Origin of the sequence: Rhodococcus sp. 05-2256-B1 (assembly GCF_002258465.1) — a bacterium.
Taxonomy (GTDB): domain Bacteria; phylum Actinomycetota; class Actinomycetes; order Mycobacteriales; family Mycobacteriaceae; genus Rhodococcoides; species Rhodococcoides fascians.
This window is the reverse complement of record NZ_NOZA01000017.1, coordinates 283,658-300,613: the sequence shown is the minus strand read 5'-3', so window position 1 is coordinate 300,613 and position 16,956 is coordinate 283,658. Positions and strand designations below refer to the sequence as shown.

At 65.1% G+C, this 16,956-nt stretch carries 18 protein-coding genes; 8 read left to right on the top strand and 10 right to left on the bottom strand.

Features of this window, described 5'->3' with window-relative positions:
• Nucleotides 1-61: 61 nt before the first annotated feature.
• A complete protein-coding gene (locus CH285_RS09640; RefSeq protein ID WP_032371887.1) occupies nt 62-1,525 on the top strand; it encodes a threonine/serine ThrE exporter family protein in 1,464 nt (487 codons plus the stop codon).
• Nucleotides 1,526-1,535: 10 nt separating this feature from the next.
• Here CH285_RS09640 and CH285_RS09635 read toward each other — a convergent pair whose 3' ends face one another.
• Both CH285_RS09635 and CH285_RS09630 read right to left on the bottom strand, forming a co-directional pair.
• Nucleotides 1,536-1,796: an MbtH family protein gene (locus CH285_RS09635; protein ID WP_027495672.1), complete on the bottom strand. Its 261-nt coding sequence runs from the start codon at nt 1,794-1,796 to the stop codon at nt 1,536-1,538.
• A gap of 90 nt (nt 1,797-1,886) precedes the next feature.
• Entirely contained in the window at nt 1,887-2,696 is an 810-nt protein-coding gene (locus CH285_RS09630) for an alpha/beta fold hydrolase (RefSeq protein ID WP_032389808.1), read from the bottom strand.
• Nucleotides 2,697-2,788: 92 nt separating this feature from the next.
• Between CH285_RS09630 and CH285_RS09625 the strand changes: the two genes are divergently transcribed.
• Nucleotides 2,789-3,316 (top strand): hypothetical protein, encoded by a 528-nt coding sequence (locus tag CH285_RS09625; RefSeq protein ID WP_032389865.1) that lies wholly within the window; start codon nt 2,789-2,791, stop codon nt 3,314-3,316.
• Nucleotides 3,317-3,347: 31 nt separating this feature from the next.
• Nucleotides 3,348-4,001 carry a hypothetical protein gene (locus CH285_RS09620; protein ID WP_032389807.1) on the top strand — a complete coding sequence of 218 codons (654 nt, stop codon included), beginning with the start codon at nt 3,348-3,350 and terminating at the stop codon, nt 3,999-4,001.
• A 467-nt stretch (nt 4,002-4,468) separates the two neighbouring features.
• On the opposite strand, the gene CH285_RS09615 is transcribed toward CH285_RS09620, so the two are convergent.
• The 4 genes from CH285_RS09615 to CH285_RS09600 form a co-directional block, all read right to left on the bottom strand.
• Nucleotides 4,469-4,957 carry an FBP domain-containing protein gene (locus tag CH285_RS09615; protein WP_032389806.1) on the bottom strand — a complete coding sequence of 163 codons (489 nt, stop codon included), beginning with the start codon at nt 4,955-4,957 and terminating at the stop codon, nt 4,469-4,471.
• Nucleotides 4,954-5,526, bottom strand: a complete 573-nt coding sequence (locus CH285_RS09610; RefSeq protein WP_094643531.1) for a TetR/AcrR family transcriptional regulator — start codon at nt 5,524-5,526, stop codon at nt 4,954-4,956. Before CH285_RS09610 ends, CH285_RS09615 begins: the two co-directional genes overlap by 4 nt.
• Nucleotides 5,527-5,595: 69 nt before the next feature.
• Nucleotides 5,596-7,344: an ABC transporter ATP-binding protein gene (locus CH285_RS09605; RefSeq protein WP_032371882.1), complete on the bottom strand. Its 1,749-nt coding sequence runs from the start codon at nt 7,342-7,344 to the stop codon at nt 5,596-5,598.
• Entirely contained in the window at nt 7,341-9,089 is a 1,749-nt protein-coding gene (locus tag CH285_RS09600; protein WP_176458447.1) for an ABC transporter ATP-binding protein, read from the bottom strand. Before CH285_RS09600 ends, CH285_RS09605 begins: the two co-directional genes overlap by 4 nt.
• A gap of 105 nt (nt 9,090-9,194) precedes the next feature.
• Here CH285_RS09600 and CH285_RS27880 point away from each other — a divergent pair, with 105 nt between their 5' ends.
• The 3 genes from CH285_RS27880 (at nt 9,195) to rsgA (ending at nt 12,060) form a co-directional block, all read left to right on the top strand.
• The gene (locus tag CH285_RS27880) at nt 9,195-9,368 is read left to right on the top strand and encodes a hypothetical protein (protein WP_008710019.1); all 174 of its coding nucleotides are present in this window, start codon (nt 9,195-9,197) and stop codon (nt 9,366-9,368) included.
• Between the two features lie 52 nt (nt 9,369-9,420).
• Nucleotides 9,421-10,869, top strand: a complete 1,449-nt coding sequence (locus CH285_RS09595) for an alpha,alpha-trehalose-phosphate synthase (UDP-forming) (RefSeq protein ID WP_027495664.1) — start codon at nt 9,421-9,423, stop codon at nt 10,867-10,869.
• Between the two features lie 141 nt (nt 10,870-11,010).
• Nucleotides 11,011-12,060, top strand: a complete 1,050-nt coding sequence (rsgA, locus tag CH285_RS09590) for a ribosome small subunit-dependent GTPase A (RefSeq protein WP_032371881.1) — start codon at nt 11,011-11,013, stop codon at nt 12,058-12,060.
• 1 nt (nt 12,061) lies between these two features.
• Here rsgA and CH285_RS09585 read toward each other — a convergent pair whose 3' ends face one another.
• A complete protein-coding gene (locus CH285_RS09585) occupies nt 12,062-12,292 on the bottom strand; it encodes a hypothetical protein (RefSeq protein WP_032372060.1) in 231 nt (76 codons plus the stop codon).
• A 157-nt stretch (nt 12,293-12,449) separates the two neighbouring features.
• Between CH285_RS09585 and CH285_RS09580 the strand changes: the two genes are divergently transcribed.
• Nucleotides 12,450-13,865 carry an MFS transporter gene (locus CH285_RS09580; protein ID WP_032372059.1) on the top strand — a complete coding sequence of 472 codons (1,416 nt, stop codon included), beginning with the start codon at nt 12,450-12,452 and terminating at the stop codon, nt 13,863-13,865.
• Entirely contained in the window at nt 13,862-14,263 is a 402-nt protein-coding gene (locus CH285_RS09575) for a MarR family winged helix-turn-helix transcriptional regulator (protein ID WP_032371880.1), read from the top strand. Before CH285_RS09580 ends, CH285_RS09575 begins: the two co-directional genes overlap by 4 nt.
• A 47-nt stretch (nt 14,264-14,310) precedes the next feature.
• Here CH285_RS09575 and CH285_RS09570 read toward each other — a convergent pair whose 3' ends face one another.
• From CH285_RS09570 to dnaJ, 3 genes are all read right to left on the bottom strand, one after another.
• Entirely contained in the window at nt 14,311-15,057 is a 747-nt protein-coding gene (locus CH285_RS09570) for an FAD-binding oxidoreductase (RefSeq protein ID WP_032371879.1), read from the bottom strand.
• 278 nt (nt 15,058-15,335) lie between these two features.
• On the bottom strand, nt 15,336-15,752 hold the full coding sequence (locus tag CH285_RS09565; RefSeq protein ID WP_045841157.1) for a heat shock protein transcriptional repressor HspR: 417 nt from the start codon (nt 15,750-15,752) through the stop codon (nt 15,336-15,338).
• Nucleotides 15,752-16,927 carry a molecular chaperone DnaJ gene (gene dnaJ / locus CH285_RS09560; protein WP_027495657.1) on the bottom strand — a complete coding sequence of 392 codons (1,176 nt, stop codon included), beginning with the start codon at nt 16,925-16,927 and terminating at the stop codon, nt 15,752-15,754. Before dnaJ ends, CH285_RS09565 begins: the two co-directional genes overlap by 1 nt.
• Between the last annotated feature and the right edge of the window lie 29 nt (nt 16,928-16,956).

Genomic DNA, 16,956 nt, shown 5'->3' with positions numbered 1-16,956 from the left:
CGGACGCTCAGCGACAACAGGTACCTTGTCGGTGGATCACCCCAGCAACGTAAAGACGGTCATGACTTTCCTGCAAGACCTGACGGCTTCGCTGAGCCGTCTCACCGGTGAGCGTCGGGCCACCATCGATACACCGACCGCCGCGCCGTCACCTCTTCGCCCTATCGATCTGACGGACGACGCGACGGTCGCCGAGGTCCTCGAGCTGGCCGTTCGTGTCGGCGAGGTGTTGTTGGCGTCGGGCACGTCTGCTGTGGATACGGCGACGCAGGTTCAGTTCATCGCCGCGACGTACGGCCTCGCGCGATGCGATGTCGACGTCACGTACAACTCGATCACGCTGAGCGCACATCGCGGTCCGACGCGGCCGCCGGCGTCGACGATGCGCATCGTTCACTACCGCTCGATGGACTTCACACGGCTGGCCGCGGTCGACCGACTTATTCGCTCGGTGCGCGTCAAGGTGGTCCCGGCGAGCATCGCGCGTGATCGCCTCGACGAGATCACCTCGGCCCCTCACCCGTACAACCGGTGGATCGCGACCTTCGCGTGGGCGGGCATGGCGGCGGCGATCGGTGTGTTGCTCGGCGGCGGCGCGTTGGTGGCGGTCGTCAGCTTCCTGACGACGATGGTGATCGACCGAATCGGCCGCATCCTCAACCGCGCCGGACTGCCCTTCTTCTTTCAGCAGGTGGTCGGCGGATTCGTCGCTGCCACCCCGGCGATCACTCTGTACAACTTTCAGGATCAGCTCAATATCGACATATCCCCGTCGGTGATCATCGGTGCCGGGGTCACGGTGCTGTTGTCGGGGCTTTCGCTCGTCGGCTCGGTACAGGACGCGATCACCGGGGCACCGATCACCGCGTCGGCCAGATTCTTCGAAGTGTTGATGATGACGGGCGGCATCATTGCCGGCGTTGCCACGTCGCTGCGGCTGGCTGCTCTGATCGGGAGTGATCTGCCGCAGATCAGCAACCTGCCTCCCCCGGACATCACACAGGTGCCCACCAAGGTCCTGGCCGGCGCGGCCGCGTCTCTGTTCTACGCGCTCGCCTGCTACGCCGAGCGACGCGCACTGACGGCAGCGTTCATGGGCGGCTTCGCGGGCGCACTCGTCTACTTGATGTCGCAGACGTTGGCTGTGGGTCCGATCATCGCGTCTGCCATCGCGGCCACGGTCGTCGGATTCGCCGGTGGTCTCCTCGCACGTCGAGCGCTCATTCCGCCGCTCATCGTTGCCGTCGCCGGTATCACTCCGTTGCTGCCCGGTCTCTCGCTCTACCGAGGTCTGTACGCGATTCTCAACGACCAGTTGCTGCTCGGTATCAGCTCGCTCTTCGCGGCGTTCGGCATCGGCTGTGGTCTGGCTGCGGGCGTCACATTGGGCGAGTGGGGTGCGCGAACACTGCGTCGACCCCGGATCCTGGCACGCACCGAGGAACTACTGCGCCCGACGCTTCGCCGCAGAGAAGAACCGCGCCGACCGACGGTTCGTCGGCGGCGCGGTACGGGTCCTTCGTAGAAGGCGGAACTCAAGCCTCGGTGCTGGGGGTTCCCTCAGCACCTGCGCGAGCAGCTGCGTCGGCCTCCATGGCCTCACGCAGGCTGCGCGGACGCATGTCGGTCCAGTTCTTCTCGACGTACTCCAGGCACGCAGCGCGGGTGTCTTCACCGAAGACGACACGCCACCCCTGAGGGACCTCGGAGAACGTCGGCCACAGCGAATGCTGATCTTCGTCGTTGACCAGCACGAAGAAGCGTCCGTCTTCGTCATCGAACGGGTTGGTACTCATCTCGCCTCACTCGTCGCGAACGTTTGATTGGTAAGTCTGCACCGTGAGGTGCCACACGACCCTAGCAACGCAGGTCGTGCTCAGGTGGCGTCAGGCCTTGAAGAAGTCGAGCAAGTGCGCATTGACGGCCTCGGGACGCTCGAGATATCCGTAGTGCCCGGCGTCCGCGATCTCCACGTATCGAGCCCCCGGAATCGCGTCGGCGAGCTCCTTGCCCAGGTAGGCGGGGATCATCCGATCGTCGGCGAACCCGACCGACAGACACGGCACCGACACTGCCCGATAGGCGTTGGTGCGGTCGAAATCGTCGTCCATGCCCAGCTGCGCGCGCACCCCCGCGGATGGTGAGGACGCCGAGAACTCGAAGAGATCGAGCCAATCGCGAGCCGTTCGCGCATCACGCAACGTGGCGGGCGACAGGTTCATCACCGCCGTCACCGCGGCCGAGTACGTGCCCGGCAGCTCGACGCGCTTGTCGTAGAGCGCCCGCTCGCCCTGGGCGAGCGTCTTCTGGAACTCGTCGACCCGCGCGTGCCCGGCCAGGAATGCCGCCTTGCGAACCAGATCGGGACGCTTCAGAGCCAACTCCTGCGCGACGCGAGAGCCCATCGACGTTCCGACGACGAAGGCCTTCTCGGCACCGTCGCGGATCAGTTCGATCAAGCCCTCGGTGTCGGCGACCATGGCGTCCATGGTGATACCGGTCGCACTTTCCGACGACGGCGCGATACCGCGGTTGTCGAAGGTGCAGACCCGGTAGCCGGCCGCCAGGAGGGCCGGTACCTGATGCAGTTCCCACACTCGGCCGGGACTGCCGGTGCCCATTATCAGAACGACCAGGTCGCCCCTGCCCTTGACCTGGTAGTTCACGTCGATGCCGTTGATCTTCGCGATAGGCATACGTCTCCTCACTGCTGATGCTTTCGTCGGCGATCGTATCGTCCGAGGTCGACGTGGGGTTACTCGAACAGCCAGTGGGTACCTGCAGTTACATGACTGACGAGAACGTAGCGGGCGAAGCACGCAAAGGAATGCTCGACGGGATCAAGGGCAAAGCCAAAGAGGTCGTCGGCGCTGTCACCGGCAACGACTCGTTGACGGCCGAGGGCCAACTGCAGGCCGCTCAGGCCCGCGAACGCAAGGAGGCGCAGGCCACCGAACGCGTCGCCGATGCACAGGCCACCGAGGCCGCCGAGGAGCTGGCCGACGTGCGGACTGCGGCAGACAGTCGACGCGAGGCCGCGGAGGAGAACGCAGCAGTTGCCGAGACGAACGCAGATCGCGTTCGAGAGACCCAGGTGGCCGCGGCCGAGCAGAACAAGCGTGAGACCGTGGCGCAGGAACGAGCGGCAGCTGAGGTCGATGCCACGGCCGAACAGATCGAAGCGACCGAGGAGCGTAAAGCCGAGCAGGCCGCGGCAGATGCGGACGAAATGGTGGCTGCGCAGAAGCACCAGGAAGCGTTGCTGCAGGCCGAGGCCGACCGCAAGAAAGCCGAAGAGCTTCGCAACCAGGCTTGACCCACCACTGCTGATCTAGGAGTTCGACTACATGAGTGTTTTGGCCCTACCACTGACCATCCTGAGACTTCAGTACAAGATCGCACGAATTCCGTTGCAGCTCATCGAGACCAACGTCGTCGTGAAGATGGATGCGGAATCACCGGCGCGGCTCGCCTACGAGCACACGCTCGGATCCCTCGATCGTGCCGTCGGAAACCTGTTGGGAGACAGAAGCCTTGCCGATCGCGGCGAGACGCTGGTCGACAGCACCGAGAACCGCGCCGAAGCAGCACGCCTGGACGCCGAGGCACGTGCGAAGAAGACTGCTGCGGACGCCGACCTGAAGACGGCTCGTGAGACCGCCGAGCAGGACCGGCGGGCCGCCGACGCCGCAGCCCAGGAAGCCGCCCGCGACGCGCGACAGGAGGCCGAGCAGCGCAAGCGCGAGGCCGCCCAGGAAGCCGAACGCGAAGCGGCTGCAAAGAAGAAAAAGGCCGACGAGCAAGCTGCCGCGGCGGCCAAGGCAGCCGAGGACCGCAAGAAAACTCAGCAGGCCCAGGTCGACAAGCAGGAGAAGTTGGCAGCAGCACCGTCCGAGGCCGAATTGGCCGAGGCCGCAGAGCGATCCGAGGAAGCCGACGCCAAAAAGGACGAGGCAGAGCGCATCGAGAAGCTGTTCATCGCGGAGAAGAACAAGGACTGACAGCCCGATTTTTCGAATCGAGCTCAGCAACAACCTCTTCCAGCCCCGCACCGTGTTCTCGGTGCGGGGCTGGTGCGCGCTGCAACCGTTGGTGCCACACTCTCAGAGCATCGACCGGGGCGCACCAGCGAAGCCCGACTGCCCGGTTTACTGTAGGTTCGCCGAACACATCGACAAGGCGGGTAGATGCGCATGCGACAAACGGGACCCGAGTCCAGTCCACCCAACCGCGCCCGGCACAGACTCTCGCCGCTGTTCGCCACTCTGGTGATCTTCGGGGTTCTAGCCGTCCCAAGACTGGACTTCCCCGGGGCCGGCATTGCGGGCTGGGGACTTGCAATTGTCGCGGCAGCGGCCTGGCTTTTCACAGCTTTGCGGCCACAGCGGTCCAGCCAAAAGAGCTAGGTCGTGCGCGTTGTGCGTACCTCTGAGGGCGCACAACGCGCACGACGGGAGCGGAGCGACGATCAGCCGAGAATACGAGCGAGGAATGCGTCGATATTGTCTTTCACCGTCGCCGTGCGGGTGTCGACGTCGAAGTCCTCCTTGAACTGTCGTCCCAGGGCCGGTGTTTTCTTCTTGCGTGCGTACAGAGAACACGCGAGATCCGAGCAGATGTAGGTACCGACGGTGTTGCCGCGTCGCCCGGACTCCCCTGCCTTCGCAGCGGCCATCAGCGACACACCGCCGTTGGCGTGGGTGGTGAGACAGATGCTGCACATCTGCGCAGTCCGTGGGCCACCTGCCTTGTATCGCAACGCAATTCCCCGGAGTCGATCCTCCTGCGGTACGACGATGTAGCTCCGTCCCGCCAGCTTCGGGTCGCCCCAGCCGAGGAAATCGAGATCCTCCCACGGCACTTCGTCGAACATATCGGGGAGGGAAAGCCGAGTGGCGTCGCCCTTGGACGAGTTGACGAACGACGATCTGATGTCGCGTTCGGAGATCGGCTTCATTGTTCCTGCCTCCATTGCCGTAGGAGTGTGTCGATTCCGTCGAGGATTCGGGCCCACGACTCTTGCGAGTCGGGTGCACTGTGAGCGAACGAGCCGGCCGCTTCGAGGCTGGCAAAACCGTGAAAGACACTGCCCAACAATCGAACAGCGTGCACCTGATCGGCCTCGTTCAGGTGATACCCACGAAGAATTGCCTTCATCATCGCCGAGTGCCGCACCCCGGCACTGTTGATCGCCGTCTCGTGGTCGAGAGGAAATTGAGTGGCCGCGTACCGGCCGGGATGTTCGCGCGAATAGATCAAGTACGCGTCGGCCACTGCTACCAACGCGTCCTTGCCTGCCCTGCCCGCCAACGCTTCTGCCACCCGGTCGGCCAGTTCTTCCAACGCCAGCAGAGCGATGCCGACATTAAGCTGATGCGCGCTCTTCAGATGCGAATACAGACTCGCCACTTTGACGTCGAAGCGTCGCGCCAACTCACTTGCAGTCACGCGATCGAAGCCGACCTCGTCGGCCAGATCCGCTCCTGCTGCCACGATGCGCTGCGCGGTCAATCCTGCGCGTGCCATGTCGGCCTCCTCCATCTTCCGAGGACACCGTAGCCAAAACTAATAGCTATAGGCAAATTGCTAGAGCAATCAGCGGCCCTGCCACGCCTCCCACAGCTCTGCGTAACGCCCACCGGCAGCGACCAACTCGTCGTGCGGACCTTGCTCCACGATTTTCCCGTGCTCGAGCACCACGACGCGGTCCGCTGCAGCGGCCTGGGTGAGGCGATGCGCCACGACCAATGTGCTGCGGCCTCTCGTCGCCGCCTCCGCAGCCAGTTCGAGCTCACGGGCACCGGAGCTGCCGGCCTCGGCGGTGGCCTCGTCCAACACCGCGACAGCCGGATCGGCGAGAACCAGCCGCGCCAGAGCCAATTGCTGCGATTGCGCCGCGGTCAACTGGTGACCGCCCTCGCCGACGGCGGTGTCGAGGCCGTTCTCGAGCGCCTCGACCCATCCCCAGGCACCGACGGTCCGCAGTGCGGCTTCCACGTCGTCGCGGCCGGCGTCCGGTGCCGCGAGCAACACGTCGTCGATCAGAGGGCCGGCGAAGACGTGCACTTCCTGGCTGACGATCGCGACATGCCGGCGTAAACCCTGGTGGCCCAACGAGTCCAGCGACGCGCCGCCGACACGAACCGTGCCCGACGTCGACGCCATGGACCCGGCCGCAATGGCCGCGATCGTCGACTTCCCGGCACCGGTGGATCCCACGAGCGCGACCGTCTCACCTGCGTCGACACGCAGGTCGACCCCGTGCAGTACTTCGTGACCCCCGTCGTACGAGTGGCGCAGGTCGACGACATCGAGGGTGGCGTCGGCAGGCACGGAGCCGTCGCCCACCGGCCGCTCGTCGGCAATGTCGACGACACCGACCAGTCGGGCCAGAGAAGCTCCGGCAGACTGGATGTCGTCGAACGTGAAGAGCAGGGTGCCGATCGGATTGAACAGGCGATGGAACAGCAGCGCCGCGGCCGTGGTCTCACCGACGGTCACGTAATCGCCTCGTACGAGCAGGAATCCGGCCAGCAGGATCACCGACAGACCGACACATTCGGCGCGGTTACTGCGTGAGCCGAAACGGGTGAACAGGCGGAAGACGTCGACGCCGATGTCGCGGGCTTTCGCCGACGCTCGATCCACCTCACCGAGGTGCTCCGCTTCGAGTCCGTAGGCGCGCACCGTCTTTGCGCCCTGCATGCTGCTGACGAAGGACTGCGCCCGCTCGCCCATAGCGACTCGTTCGGCCGCGTACAGCGGAGCCGATCGGGGCAGATACCAGCGCAGTGCGAGGACATACATCGGCAATGCCACCAGACCGGCAAGCCCCAGACGCCAGTCGATTCCGAGCATCGTGATCATGCTCAGGCACACGAGCAAGAATGCTCCGACGAGCTGTGGAATCACTTCGCCGATCGACTTGGCCATCACTGCGACGTCGTCGCCGACGCGGGAGAGCAAGTCGCCCTTGCCCACTCGCTCCAGTGTGGCCACCGGCAGGCGGAGAGCGCGTCGAACGACCGCCTCACGCAGCGACGCCAGGATGCCCTCGCCCAGGGTACTGATCAGGTAGCCGCTGAACCCGGTGACGACACCGCCGATGACCGCTGCCACCGCGATCACGACGACGACCCCGACGATGGTCGACGAGTCGGCCCCGTCGCGGACGCGGTCGACCAGGACGCCGAGCACGTAGACCGGCACAAGTGACATCGCCGCGGCCACTGCGCCGAGCAGCAACGTCACCGCGGTACGGAGTTTGCGCAGGCGCAGCTGTTCCAACAGCCATCGGCCCGACCGGGCACCGGTGGCGATGGGAAGAAGTTCGGGGGCGGTCATCGCAGCACCGTCTCCTTGTACTGCGCGTCCGAGGACGCGAGATCGTGGTGGGTTCCTTCGGCGACGACGCGGCCGTCGTCGACCACGAGTACGCGATGCGTCACCGACAGCAGCGCAGGGCTGGTGGTGATCAGGATCGTGGTCTGCGCGGCGCTGCCGGTGTGTCGCAGCTCGGCGATGCCGCGCGCGATCGTGTGCTCGGTGACGGCGTCGACCGCGGTGGTGGGGTCGTGCAGCACCAGCACCGGGGCGTCGACCGACAGGGCCCGCGCCAACGCGACCCGTTGACGTTGGCCACCGGAGAGGCTGGCACCGCGGTCGGTGACGGCGTGGTCGAGTCCGGCTTCGTGCAGTTCGACGACGTCGGTGGCCGCGGAGGCCTCGAGCACGCGGTCGAGTTCGGCGTCGGGCTGCGCGCGACCTGCGGTGACGTTGCTGCGGACGGTACCGGCGAACAGGTCGGTGATGTGCGGCTCGACGAGCACGGTCTCGCGGGCGCGTCGGAGATCGATGTTCCCTGTTGCGATGCCGCCGATCCGTACCGTTCCGGTGTAGTCGGACTCGGAGATCTGACCGGAGAGCACCTGGGCGAGTGCCTCCCCGTCCTGCGGCCGGTAGGCGACGATTCCGAGCATCTCGCCGGGTGCGGCCGAGAAGGTGAGGCCGTCGAGCGAACGGAACCCGACCTCGTCGACGGTGAGATCGGTACCCGAGGGCACAGCGGAATCCGATTGCGGCAGAACGTGGTCGGCACCGAGTACGAGTGCGAGCCGATCGGCAGAGCCACGCACCATCGCCACCACGCCGGGGACCTTGGACAACCCGGTCAGCGGTTCGATGACGAATTGCGAGAGCCCGATGACGGTGATCAGCTCGCCGACCGAAATGCGACCCTGCAACGCGAACCAGCCTGCGGTACCGGCGATTCCGACGGCGAGCAACGCGTTGACCGCCGCCGCCAGGCCCTGATAGACGTTGTTGGCGCGGGCCAACCTCAGCGTGGCCGCCAGTGCCGTTCGGCTCGACGTCACGAACCGCTGAGTCGCGGCGTCCTCTGCTCCGATTCCGCGCAGCGGACGCACTCCACTGACCAGATCGGTGGCCATTCCCGAGACCCCGGCGATCTCGGCCTGCTGTGCGGTGGCCGCGCGGGTGAGCAACGGGGCGAGACGCTGGAGCGCGATCAGAATCACCGGAGTACCGATCACGACGGCCAGGCCGAGAGGAATGTCGATGATCAGCAATGCCACCGCGGACGCGACCACCGCCACTGCGGACGCGAAGACTCGCGCGATCAGGTCGAGAATCCACGATTCCTTCTCGGCATCGGACGTCGAGACCGTCAGCAATTCCCCGGCCGACAGATCGGTGCGCAGTCCGCGTGGGTCGAGAACGCGGCCGGCGACCTCCACCCGCACATCGTGGGCCTCACGCTCGATGGCGACGACGATGATGCGGGCACCGATGCGCCAGGCGTAGGACAGTGTGACGAACAGAGCCGCGAGACCGACCAACGAGACGATCATCGCCGTTACGTCGCCGGTGTCGATCGCCCGCGACACGATCAGACCGATCGCGACCGGAACCATCGTTTCGCATAGTTGATGCACCCCGAACAGCAGGGACGAGACGATCAAGCGGGTGCGACGACGTCGTACGGTGCGGCGCAGAATCGCGCCACCGGTGGCCGGGAAAGGTGCCTCCACCACGTTTCGAGCATGGTGAAGCGAGACAGAATCGGTCATTCGCTGCAGCCTATGGCATCGGGAAGTGGCGATGGGGTGTCACATTTACATAGAGTTGGCTCCAGCGAACACCGAGTAAGTCCAGCAGAGAGTACGGAGATCACCATGCCTGCCAAGACATCGACCGACAACGACATCGCCGACGAAGACATCGTCCCACTCGAGTACGAGACCGCCAGTCAGGCCCAGCGCGTCGTCGCCGCGTATGCGACCGATGCAGACGAGTGCCGCATGTTGTTGTCGATGCTGGGTATAGACCCCGTAGCGAAGACCGACTGACAGGTTTTCGCAGGGCTGATTACCCAGGGATCAACAAGCGGATTGGACAGTTGTGGCTGACGCCTCGCAGGGTTCGGATTTCGTCGTCGTAGCCAACAGGTTGCCGGTCGATCTGGAGACACTTCCCGACGGAAGCACGCGATGGAAGCGCAGCCCCGGCGGGCTGGTCACCGCGCTCGAGCCCATCCTGCGCGCCAACAAGGGTGCCTGGGTGGGATGGGTCGGCGTATCCGACGTCGACGTGGAGCCGTTCGTCGAGGACGACCTGCACCTGCGTCCGGTGCCGATCAGCGAGAAGGAATACACCCAGTACTACGAGGGCTTCTCCAACGCCACGCTGTGGCCGCTCTACCACGACGTCATCGTCAAGCCCGAGTACGACCGCGACTGGTGGAACGCCTACGTCGAAGTCAACCGCCGCTTCGCGGAGAAGACGTCCGAGGCAGCCGCGCAGGGTGCGACGGTGTGGATTCAGGACTATCAGCTCCAGCTGGTGCCCAAGATGCTGCGGATGCTGCGGCCCGATCTCACCATCGGCTTCTTTCTGCACATCCCGTTCCCACCGATCGAGCTGTTCATGCAGATGCCGTGGCGCACCGAGATCGTCGAAGGACTGCTCGGTGCCGACCTGATCGGTTTCCATCTGTCCGGCGGCGCGCAGAACTTCCTCTACCTTGCCCGACGCCTCGCCGGGGGAACCACCTCACGCGGAACCGTCGGTGTGCGATCCAAGCTCGGTGTCGTCCAGGTGGGGTTCCGGACCGTACGCGTCGGAGCGTTCCCGATCTCCATCGACTCCGGTGACCTCGACACCAAGTCGCGCACGAAGGCCGTCCGGGACCGCGCCAAGCAGTTGCGCAAAGACCTGGGCAATCCGAAACGGATCATGCTCGGCGTCGACCGACTGGATTACACCAAGGGAATCGACGTTCGGCTCAACGCATTTCGAGAGTTGCTCGAAGAAGGCCGAGTCGATCCGGCCGAGAACGTCATCGTGCAATTGGCGACGCCCAGCCGTGAACGCGTCGAGAGCTATGTCGCCATGCGCGGTGAGATCGAACAGCAGGTGGGACGCATCAACGGCGAGTACGGCCAGGTGGGCCACCCGGTGGTCCACTACCTGCACCGTCCCATTCCCCGCGAGGACCTGCTCGCCTACTTCGTCGCTGCCGACGTCATGCTGGTCACTCCCCTACGCGACGGCATGAACCTCGTCGCCAAGGAGTACGTGGCCTGCCGCAGCGACCTCGGTGGCGCGCTGGTTCTCAGCGAATTCACCGGTGCTGCTGCAGAATTGCGCCAGGCGTACCTGTGCAACCCCCATGATCTGGACAGCGTGAAGGACGCCATCACCGGAGCGCTCGAACAGGAACCCGAGGCAGGTAAGCGTCACATGCGAGCCATGCGTCGGCAGGTTCTCGCCCATGACGTCGACCGCTGGGCTCGCTCGTTCCTGTCCGCTCTGGCGCAACCGGCCGAGGGCACCAACCTCGTCAGATAAATCGCTTTACCCCCACCGTCGACGGCTGCTAGTTTGCCGTCGACGGTTTTGTGCATTCGAGAAGTGAGGAGGTGGGCATCGTGGCCACCTGGACGAGAACACACCCGAGCCCTCACACCTCCTCCACGAAGGACTTCTCGCATGTCTTCTCTACTCGAATACGGACTCGACCAACACTGGCGTGACGAGTTCGAACAGCATTCTCACAGCGCAGTTCTCGCTCGCGTGGTTCGCGTCGACCGCGGTGAATTCGACGCCGTCACCGAGCACGGAATCGCGCGCGGCACCGGCAGTGTCAGCGGTCGTTCCGCAGGCTCCACTCCTGGCGGCATCTGCACCGGGGATTGGGTGGCACTGGACGCGGAATCGTTCCGGCTGATCGACATCTTGCCCCGCCGGACGGCCATAGTTCGCGCCAGCGCTGGATCGACCTCGGCCGCACAGGTTCTCGGTGCCAACGTCGATACCGTCGTGGTCACTGTCGCGTCGGACACGGCCCTCGACCTCGGTCGCGTCGAGCGCTACCTCACGCTGGCGTGGGGCAGCGGCGGCGTACCCGTCGTCGCGATCACCAAGACCGACAGCGGACGCGTCACCGAAGAGTCCGTCCTGGCCGCCGCGCCGGGTGTCACCGTCTGCAGCACCAGCGCGGTGTCGGCCGACGGAATCGACTCACTGACAGCACATCTGCACGGCACGGTCGCGCTCATCGGGCCGTCGGGATCGGGTAAATCGACTCTCGGCAACGCTCTGATCGGGAGCACCGCGTTCGCCACCGGCACCACTCGCGAGGCGGACGCCAAGGGCAGACACACGACGGTGCGTCGGGAATTGATTCCGGTACCACGGCTGAGACTGACCCTGCTCGATACTCCCGGATTGAGATCGGTGGGCGTACAAGGATCGGAAGACGCAGTGGCGAGCGCCTTTTCGGATATCGACGAGCTGGCCGCACTGTGCCGTTTCGGCGACTGCGCGCACGCACACGAGCCCGGTTGCGCCGTTCTCGCCGCCGTCGAGGCAGGCGAACTCACCGAACGCCGGCTGGGTAACTACCGAAAGCTGTTGCGGGAGAACGCCTGGACAACGTCGCGCCACGATGCGCGGGCGCGCAGCGAGAAGCTGAGGGAATACAAGCAGATGACCAAGTCGCTACGGCAGAAGTACGCAGCCGACGGTGGGCGGCGCTAGGTCAGGTCTCGTCGAACAGCGAGGGGCTCTCGGACTCCGCCTCTTCCAGCGGAGCCGATCCCTCGCGCGGCGATGCCTTGCGCACCACCTCGACCGTCGTCGTACGGACCGACAGCCGATGCCCGTCGTGATGCTCGAGCAACGCCAACCCTTGACGAATCTCGAGCACCTTCCACGGGCCTGCATGCCCGGACGCCTGAACCAGGTCGCCTGGTGCGATCTCGGAAGCCACTGTTTTCTCCATTCACCGAGCAGGTATCGGGGGTCGAGCAAGCCTGTGACACACACCCTATCGGGCGCCGACCAGCCCGACGCCACTTGCTCGTCGAACAAGTTAGGAGTACTCATGTAATAGTTGTAGATGTACAAGCAAATATGCGGAGGTGCACGTGGCCGAGCTGACTCGACGACACCGATATCTCGTGCTCGGGATCTGCTGCCTGAGCCTGTTTCTCGTCAGCACCGACAACACGATCGTCAACGTCGCGCTGCCGTCGATGCGCGCAGATCTGAATGCATCGGTATCGGGTCTGCAATGGATCATCGATGCATACACGCTGGTCGTGGCATCTCTGCTGATGCTCGGTGGCTCGATGGCCGACAAGTACGGCCGCAAACGCTTCTTCCTGATCGGCACCGGAACGTTCGTGCTCGGCTCGCTGCTGTGCAGCGTCGCACCGTCGCTGGGCTGGCTCATCGCCTTCCGGATGCTGCAGGCCGTCGGCGGCTCGATGATGAATCCCGTCGCGATGTCGATCATCACCAACACCTTCACCGACCCCAAAGAGCGCGCCGGCGCGATCGGCATGTGGGGTGCCGTCGTCGGAATCTCGATGTCCGCGGGACCGGCACTCGGCGGCGTGCTCGTCACCAGCGCCGGCTGGCAGTCCATCTTCTGGATCAACGTCCCCGTCGGGATCTTTGCTTTGGCGATGACACTGAAGTTCGTCCCGGAATCCAAGGCCGAGCACGCGAGGAAGTTCGATCCGGTAGGTCAGTTCCTCATCTTCGCGTTCCTCGCGTCCCTGGTCTTCACCATCATCGAAGGTCCCGCGAAGGGTTGGGGATCACCGCTGATCGTGTTCACGGGTGCCGTCGCGATCGGCTCTCTCGTCGGGCTGCTGGTGGTCGAATCGCGAATCGATGAACCGCTGATCCAGCTGAAATTCTTCCGCAGTGCACCGTTCAGTGGCGCTACGGTGATCGCCGTGTGTGCGTTCGCGTCCCTCGGCGGGTTCCTGTTCCTCAACACGCTGTACCTGCAGGACGTTCGCGGCTACTCACCTCTGCACGCTGGTCTCTACACTCTGCCGATGGCACTGATGACGCTGATCTTCGCGCCGATATCGGGACGCATCGTCGGCACCCTCGGGGCTCGCATCCCCCTGCTCGTGGCCGGCCTCGGCTTCGTGATCTCGGCGCTGATGCTCACCAGAACGACGCCGACGACATCCTTCACCTGGTTGGCGACGGCATACGTGATCTTCGGAATCTCCTTCGGCATGGTCAACGCCCCGATCACCAACACCGCAGTGTCCGGGATGCCGCGCAGCCAAGCCGGCGTGGCCTCGGCTATCGCGTCGACCAGCAGGCAGGTGGGTCAGTCGCTCGGCGTGGCCGTCATGGGCTCGATCGTCACCGCGAGCATCGTCGGAGAAATCTCCGACGGCTTCACCGCCGCCGCCGTGCCCGCCTGGTTCGTCATCGCCGGTGCCGGGGTGGTCGTCACCGTGCTCGCGCTGGTCACCACCGGCCGGTGGGCACGATCAACCGCCGAACGTATCGACCAACCGGTGCTCGTATGACGAGCGAAGCAGCGCAGATCTGGCGCGAGATGCGAGCGCTGATGCTCGAAGTACACGACACTCGACGGGCCGTCGCCGAGGCCACCGGGATGAGCTTCCTGCGGGCGAAACTGCTGATCAAGCTGTTGGCCGGCGATCGGACGGTCACCGAACTCGCCGACCTGCTCGCCTCCGACGTGCCCTACGTATCTCTGAACGTGCGCGAACTCGAACAGCGAGACCTGGTGGTGCGCACCGAGGACCCCCACGATCGTCGACGACGCATCATCGGACTCACCGACACCGGACGCCGCCTCGCCGAGAAAGCCCGCGCGATCGCCGACGCCCCTCCGCCGGAATTCACGGCACTACCGCCGGAGGACCTGGCGCATCTGCGTCGGATATTGGGACTGCCCTGATGTGGTGGGACGGTGCTTCTGCTTCGACTTCAGCTTCGGCTTCGGTTTCAGCGGCGAATGTCTGCGAGCGGAGTTTCGATCTCGACGAGGGCGCGCACGGTCGCGGCCTCCATGCCGGGTGAACCACACACCAGGATCTGACTGTCGGGGAACGGCCCCTGCACCGCGACGACGTCGGCGATAGCACCCTCCCAACAGTGCTCCGGCTCGAAAAATGATGTGCTGGAACCAATTTCCTCGTGAATACGATCGTTCCAGCGGTCCGAGGCCCACGGCTCGTGCAGCTGGTCTACGACGGGAACGACGGTCAGCCACGGCAACTCGGCCGCCATCAACCACAGCATGTCGCTTGCATAGAGATCGCGCGGCGACTTGCCGCCGAAGAACAGCGTCACATTCGGCGGCCGCTCCCAGCGGGTGAGATCGAGCAGAATCGCGCGCAACGGAGCGAGGCCGGTACCGCCCGCGATCATGACGACGTCACGCCCGGAATCGTCGACGTGCAAACCGCCCTGCGGATCACTGATCTGCCAGACATGACCGGGCCGGGTCTCGTTGACGATCGACCCGCTCACCCACCCCGCGGGTACCGCGCGCACATGGAATTCGAGCTTGCCGTCCAGCGACGGCGGCAGGGCGGGCGAATATCGCCGCGTCAGAGCAGTGTTCTGAGGAACTGTCACGGACACCGACTGCCCGGCCCTGAACGGGATTGCGTCGCCCTCGAGCCTGATCACCGCGAGGTCGTTCCGAAGGCGATGGTACTGAACGACTGTCGAATTCCACGCCTGCATGCGGACCAGGATAGGGGTCGATGCCGGGTGTCTCGCAAACGCGCGCGGGGTTCGCCGCCTTCCCCGCAAACGCGCGCGGGGTTCGCCACTGCCCATGCCGCAAACGCGCGCGCGTTTGCTGAACGCGCGCGGAATAGTGACCGAATCACTGGCAAATCTGCGCGCACCTGACAAATGCGCGCGCGTTTGCGGGGAAGGCGGCGAACTAGTGACCGAATCACTGGCAAATCTGCGCGCACCTGACAAACGCGCGCGCGCTTGCGGGGAAGGCGGCGAACTCAGCGCTGGTGTTTCGGCTTCCAGACCACCAGGGCGTTGCGTTGGATCGGCACCAGGTCGCGGCGATAGCTCGCGTGCACGTTCGCGACCTCCTGCGCCAGTTCCGAGACTCGGGCCTGCAGGGCCTCGACCTGGTTGGTGAGCTCGATGATGCGCTTGATACCGGCGAGGTTGACGCCCTCGTCCTGCGAGAGTCGCTGCACCTCACGGAGCAGTGCGACGTCCCGCGGTGTGTAGCGTCGACCTCCGCCGGTGGTGCGGTGCGGGATGACCAGGCCCAGTCGGTCGTAGGTACGCAGCGTCTGCGCATGCATGCCGGCCAGCTGAGCCGCGACGGAGATCACGAAGATCTGCGCGTCGGGATCACCTTGCGCCCCACCGGCTTTCGCGGAACCGCCCTCGGGAGGGACCGACATCACACACCTGCCCACCCGGCCCGCGGGTCGAATCCGCTGGCCTTCTCGGCTTCCAGATAGGTCTTCAGAGCGTCGGTAGCAGCATCGTCGAGTTTCTGCGGGACGGCAACTTTGACGGTCACCATCAGGTCGCCTGCGCCGGACTTCTTCGGGATGCCGCGTCCACGCACCCGTAGTACTCGGCCGTCGACGGTGCCCGGTGGCACCTTGACGCCCACGCGTCCTTCGAGGGTGGGCACCGACAGAGTGGTGCCGAGGACCAGTTCGCCGTAGCTGACCGGCACGGTCACCGTGAGGTCGTCGCCGGTGCGGCCGAAAACCTTGTCGGGCTTGACTCGAACGGTGACGAACAGGTCGCCGGACGGTGCTCCGCGAAGCCCGGCCTCGCCTTGGCCTGCGAGTCGTACTTTCTGGCCGTCGCTGATGCCGGCCGGTACTCGCACGGTGATGGTGCGGGTGCGGTTCTGCACTCCGGTGCCGCGGCAGTCGACGCACGGGTCGTCGATGATGGATCCGGTGCCGCGGCAGTCGTCACAGGGCTCACTGAACCCGAACGCGCCTTGGTTTCGGTTGACGACACCTTGGCCGTTGCACTTGGGGCAGACCCGCGGGCTCGTTCCGGGCTTCGCACCGCTGCCGTGGCACGTGGTGCACGACGACGGACTGGTCAGCCGCAACGGGACCGTCACACCCTGCGCTGCTTCACGGAATTGCAGCGACGTCTCGGTTTCCACATCGCTGCCGCGTCGGGGACGGTTGCTCTGCGGGCGCTGGGCTGCGCCGCGATTGAACAGGCCACCGAACAGATCGCCGATTCCGCCGTCGCCGCCACCGCCCTGGCCGAAAATGTCGCCGACATCGAAGGTCTGGCCACCGCCGCCGAATCCGCCTGCGCCGGGCGAGAATCCGCCTCCACCGCGGCTACCGAAGCCACCGGAGGCGAACAGCCGCCTGGCCTCGTCGTATTCCTTGCGTTTGGCCGGGTCTGCGAGTACGGCATGCGCCTCGCTGACCGCCTTGAACTTGTTCTCGGCCGCGGCGTTGCCGGGATTGGCGTCGGGATGGTTGTCCCGCGCCAACTTTCGGTACGCCTTCTTGATCTCTTCTGCAGTAGCGCTGGAGGAAACGCCCAGCTCCTTGTAGAAGTCCTTCTCGATCCACTCCCGCTGGCTCACCGGGCGTTTCCTCCTCTCGCGCTATTTCT

Excerpts from the sequence above, each read along its gene's own strand:
- CH285_RS09640 (WP_032371887.1), top strand. The coding sequence starts at position 62 with ATGACTTTCCTGCAAGACCTGACGGCTTCGCTGAGCCGTCTCACCGGT.
- CH285_RS09635 (WP_027495672.1), bottom strand. The coding sequence starts at position 1,796 with ATGAGTACCAACCCGTTCGATGACGAAGACGGACGCTTCTTCGTGCTG.
- CH285_RS09630 (WP_032389808.1), bottom strand. The coding sequence starts at position 2,696 with ATGCCTATCGCGAAGATCAACGGCATCGACGTGAACTACCAGGTCAAG.
- CH285_RS09625 (WP_032389865.1), top strand. The coding sequence starts at position 2,789 with ATGACTGACGAGAACGTAGCGGGCGAAGCACGCAAAGGAATGCTCGAC.
- CH285_RS09620 (WP_032389807.1), top strand. The coding sequence starts at position 3,348 with ATGAGTGTTTTGGCCCTACCACTGACCATCCTGAGACTTCAGTACAAG.
- CH285_RS09615 (WP_032389806.1), bottom strand. The coding sequence starts at position 4,957 with ATGAAGCCGATCTCCGAACGCGACATCAGATCGTCGTTCGTCAACTCG.
- CH285_RS09610 (WP_094643531.1), bottom strand. The coding sequence starts at position 5,526 with ATGGCACGCGCAGGATTGACCGCGCAGCGCATCGTGGCAGCAGGAGCG.
- CH285_RS09605 (WP_032371882.1), bottom strand. The coding sequence starts at position 7,344 with ATGACCGCCCCCGAACTTCTTCCCATCGCCACCGGTGCCCGGTCGGGC.
- CH285_RS09600 (WP_176458447.1), bottom strand. The coding sequence starts at position 9,089 with ATGACCGATTCTGTCTCGCTTCACCATGCTCGAAACGTGGTGGAGGCA.
- CH285_RS27880 (WP_008710019.1), top strand. The coding sequence starts at position 9,195 with ATGCCTGCCAAGACATCGACCGACAACGACATCGCCGACGAAGACATC.
- rsgA (WP_032371881.1), top strand. The coding sequence starts at position 11,011 with ATGTCTTCTCTACTCGAATACGGACTCGACCAACACTGGCGTGACGAG.
- CH285_RS09575 (WP_032371880.1), top strand. The coding sequence starts at position 13,862 with ATGACGAGCGAAGCAGCGCAGATCTGGCGCGAGATGCGAGCGCTGATG.
- CH285_RS09570 (WP_032371879.1), bottom strand. The coding sequence starts at position 15,057 with ATGCAGGCGTGGAATTCGACAGTCGTTCAGTACCATCGCCTTCGGAAC.
- CH285_RS09565 (WP_045841157.1), bottom strand. The coding sequence starts at position 15,752 with ATGTCGGTCCCTCCCGAGGGCGGTTCCGCGAAAGCCGGTGGGGCGCAA.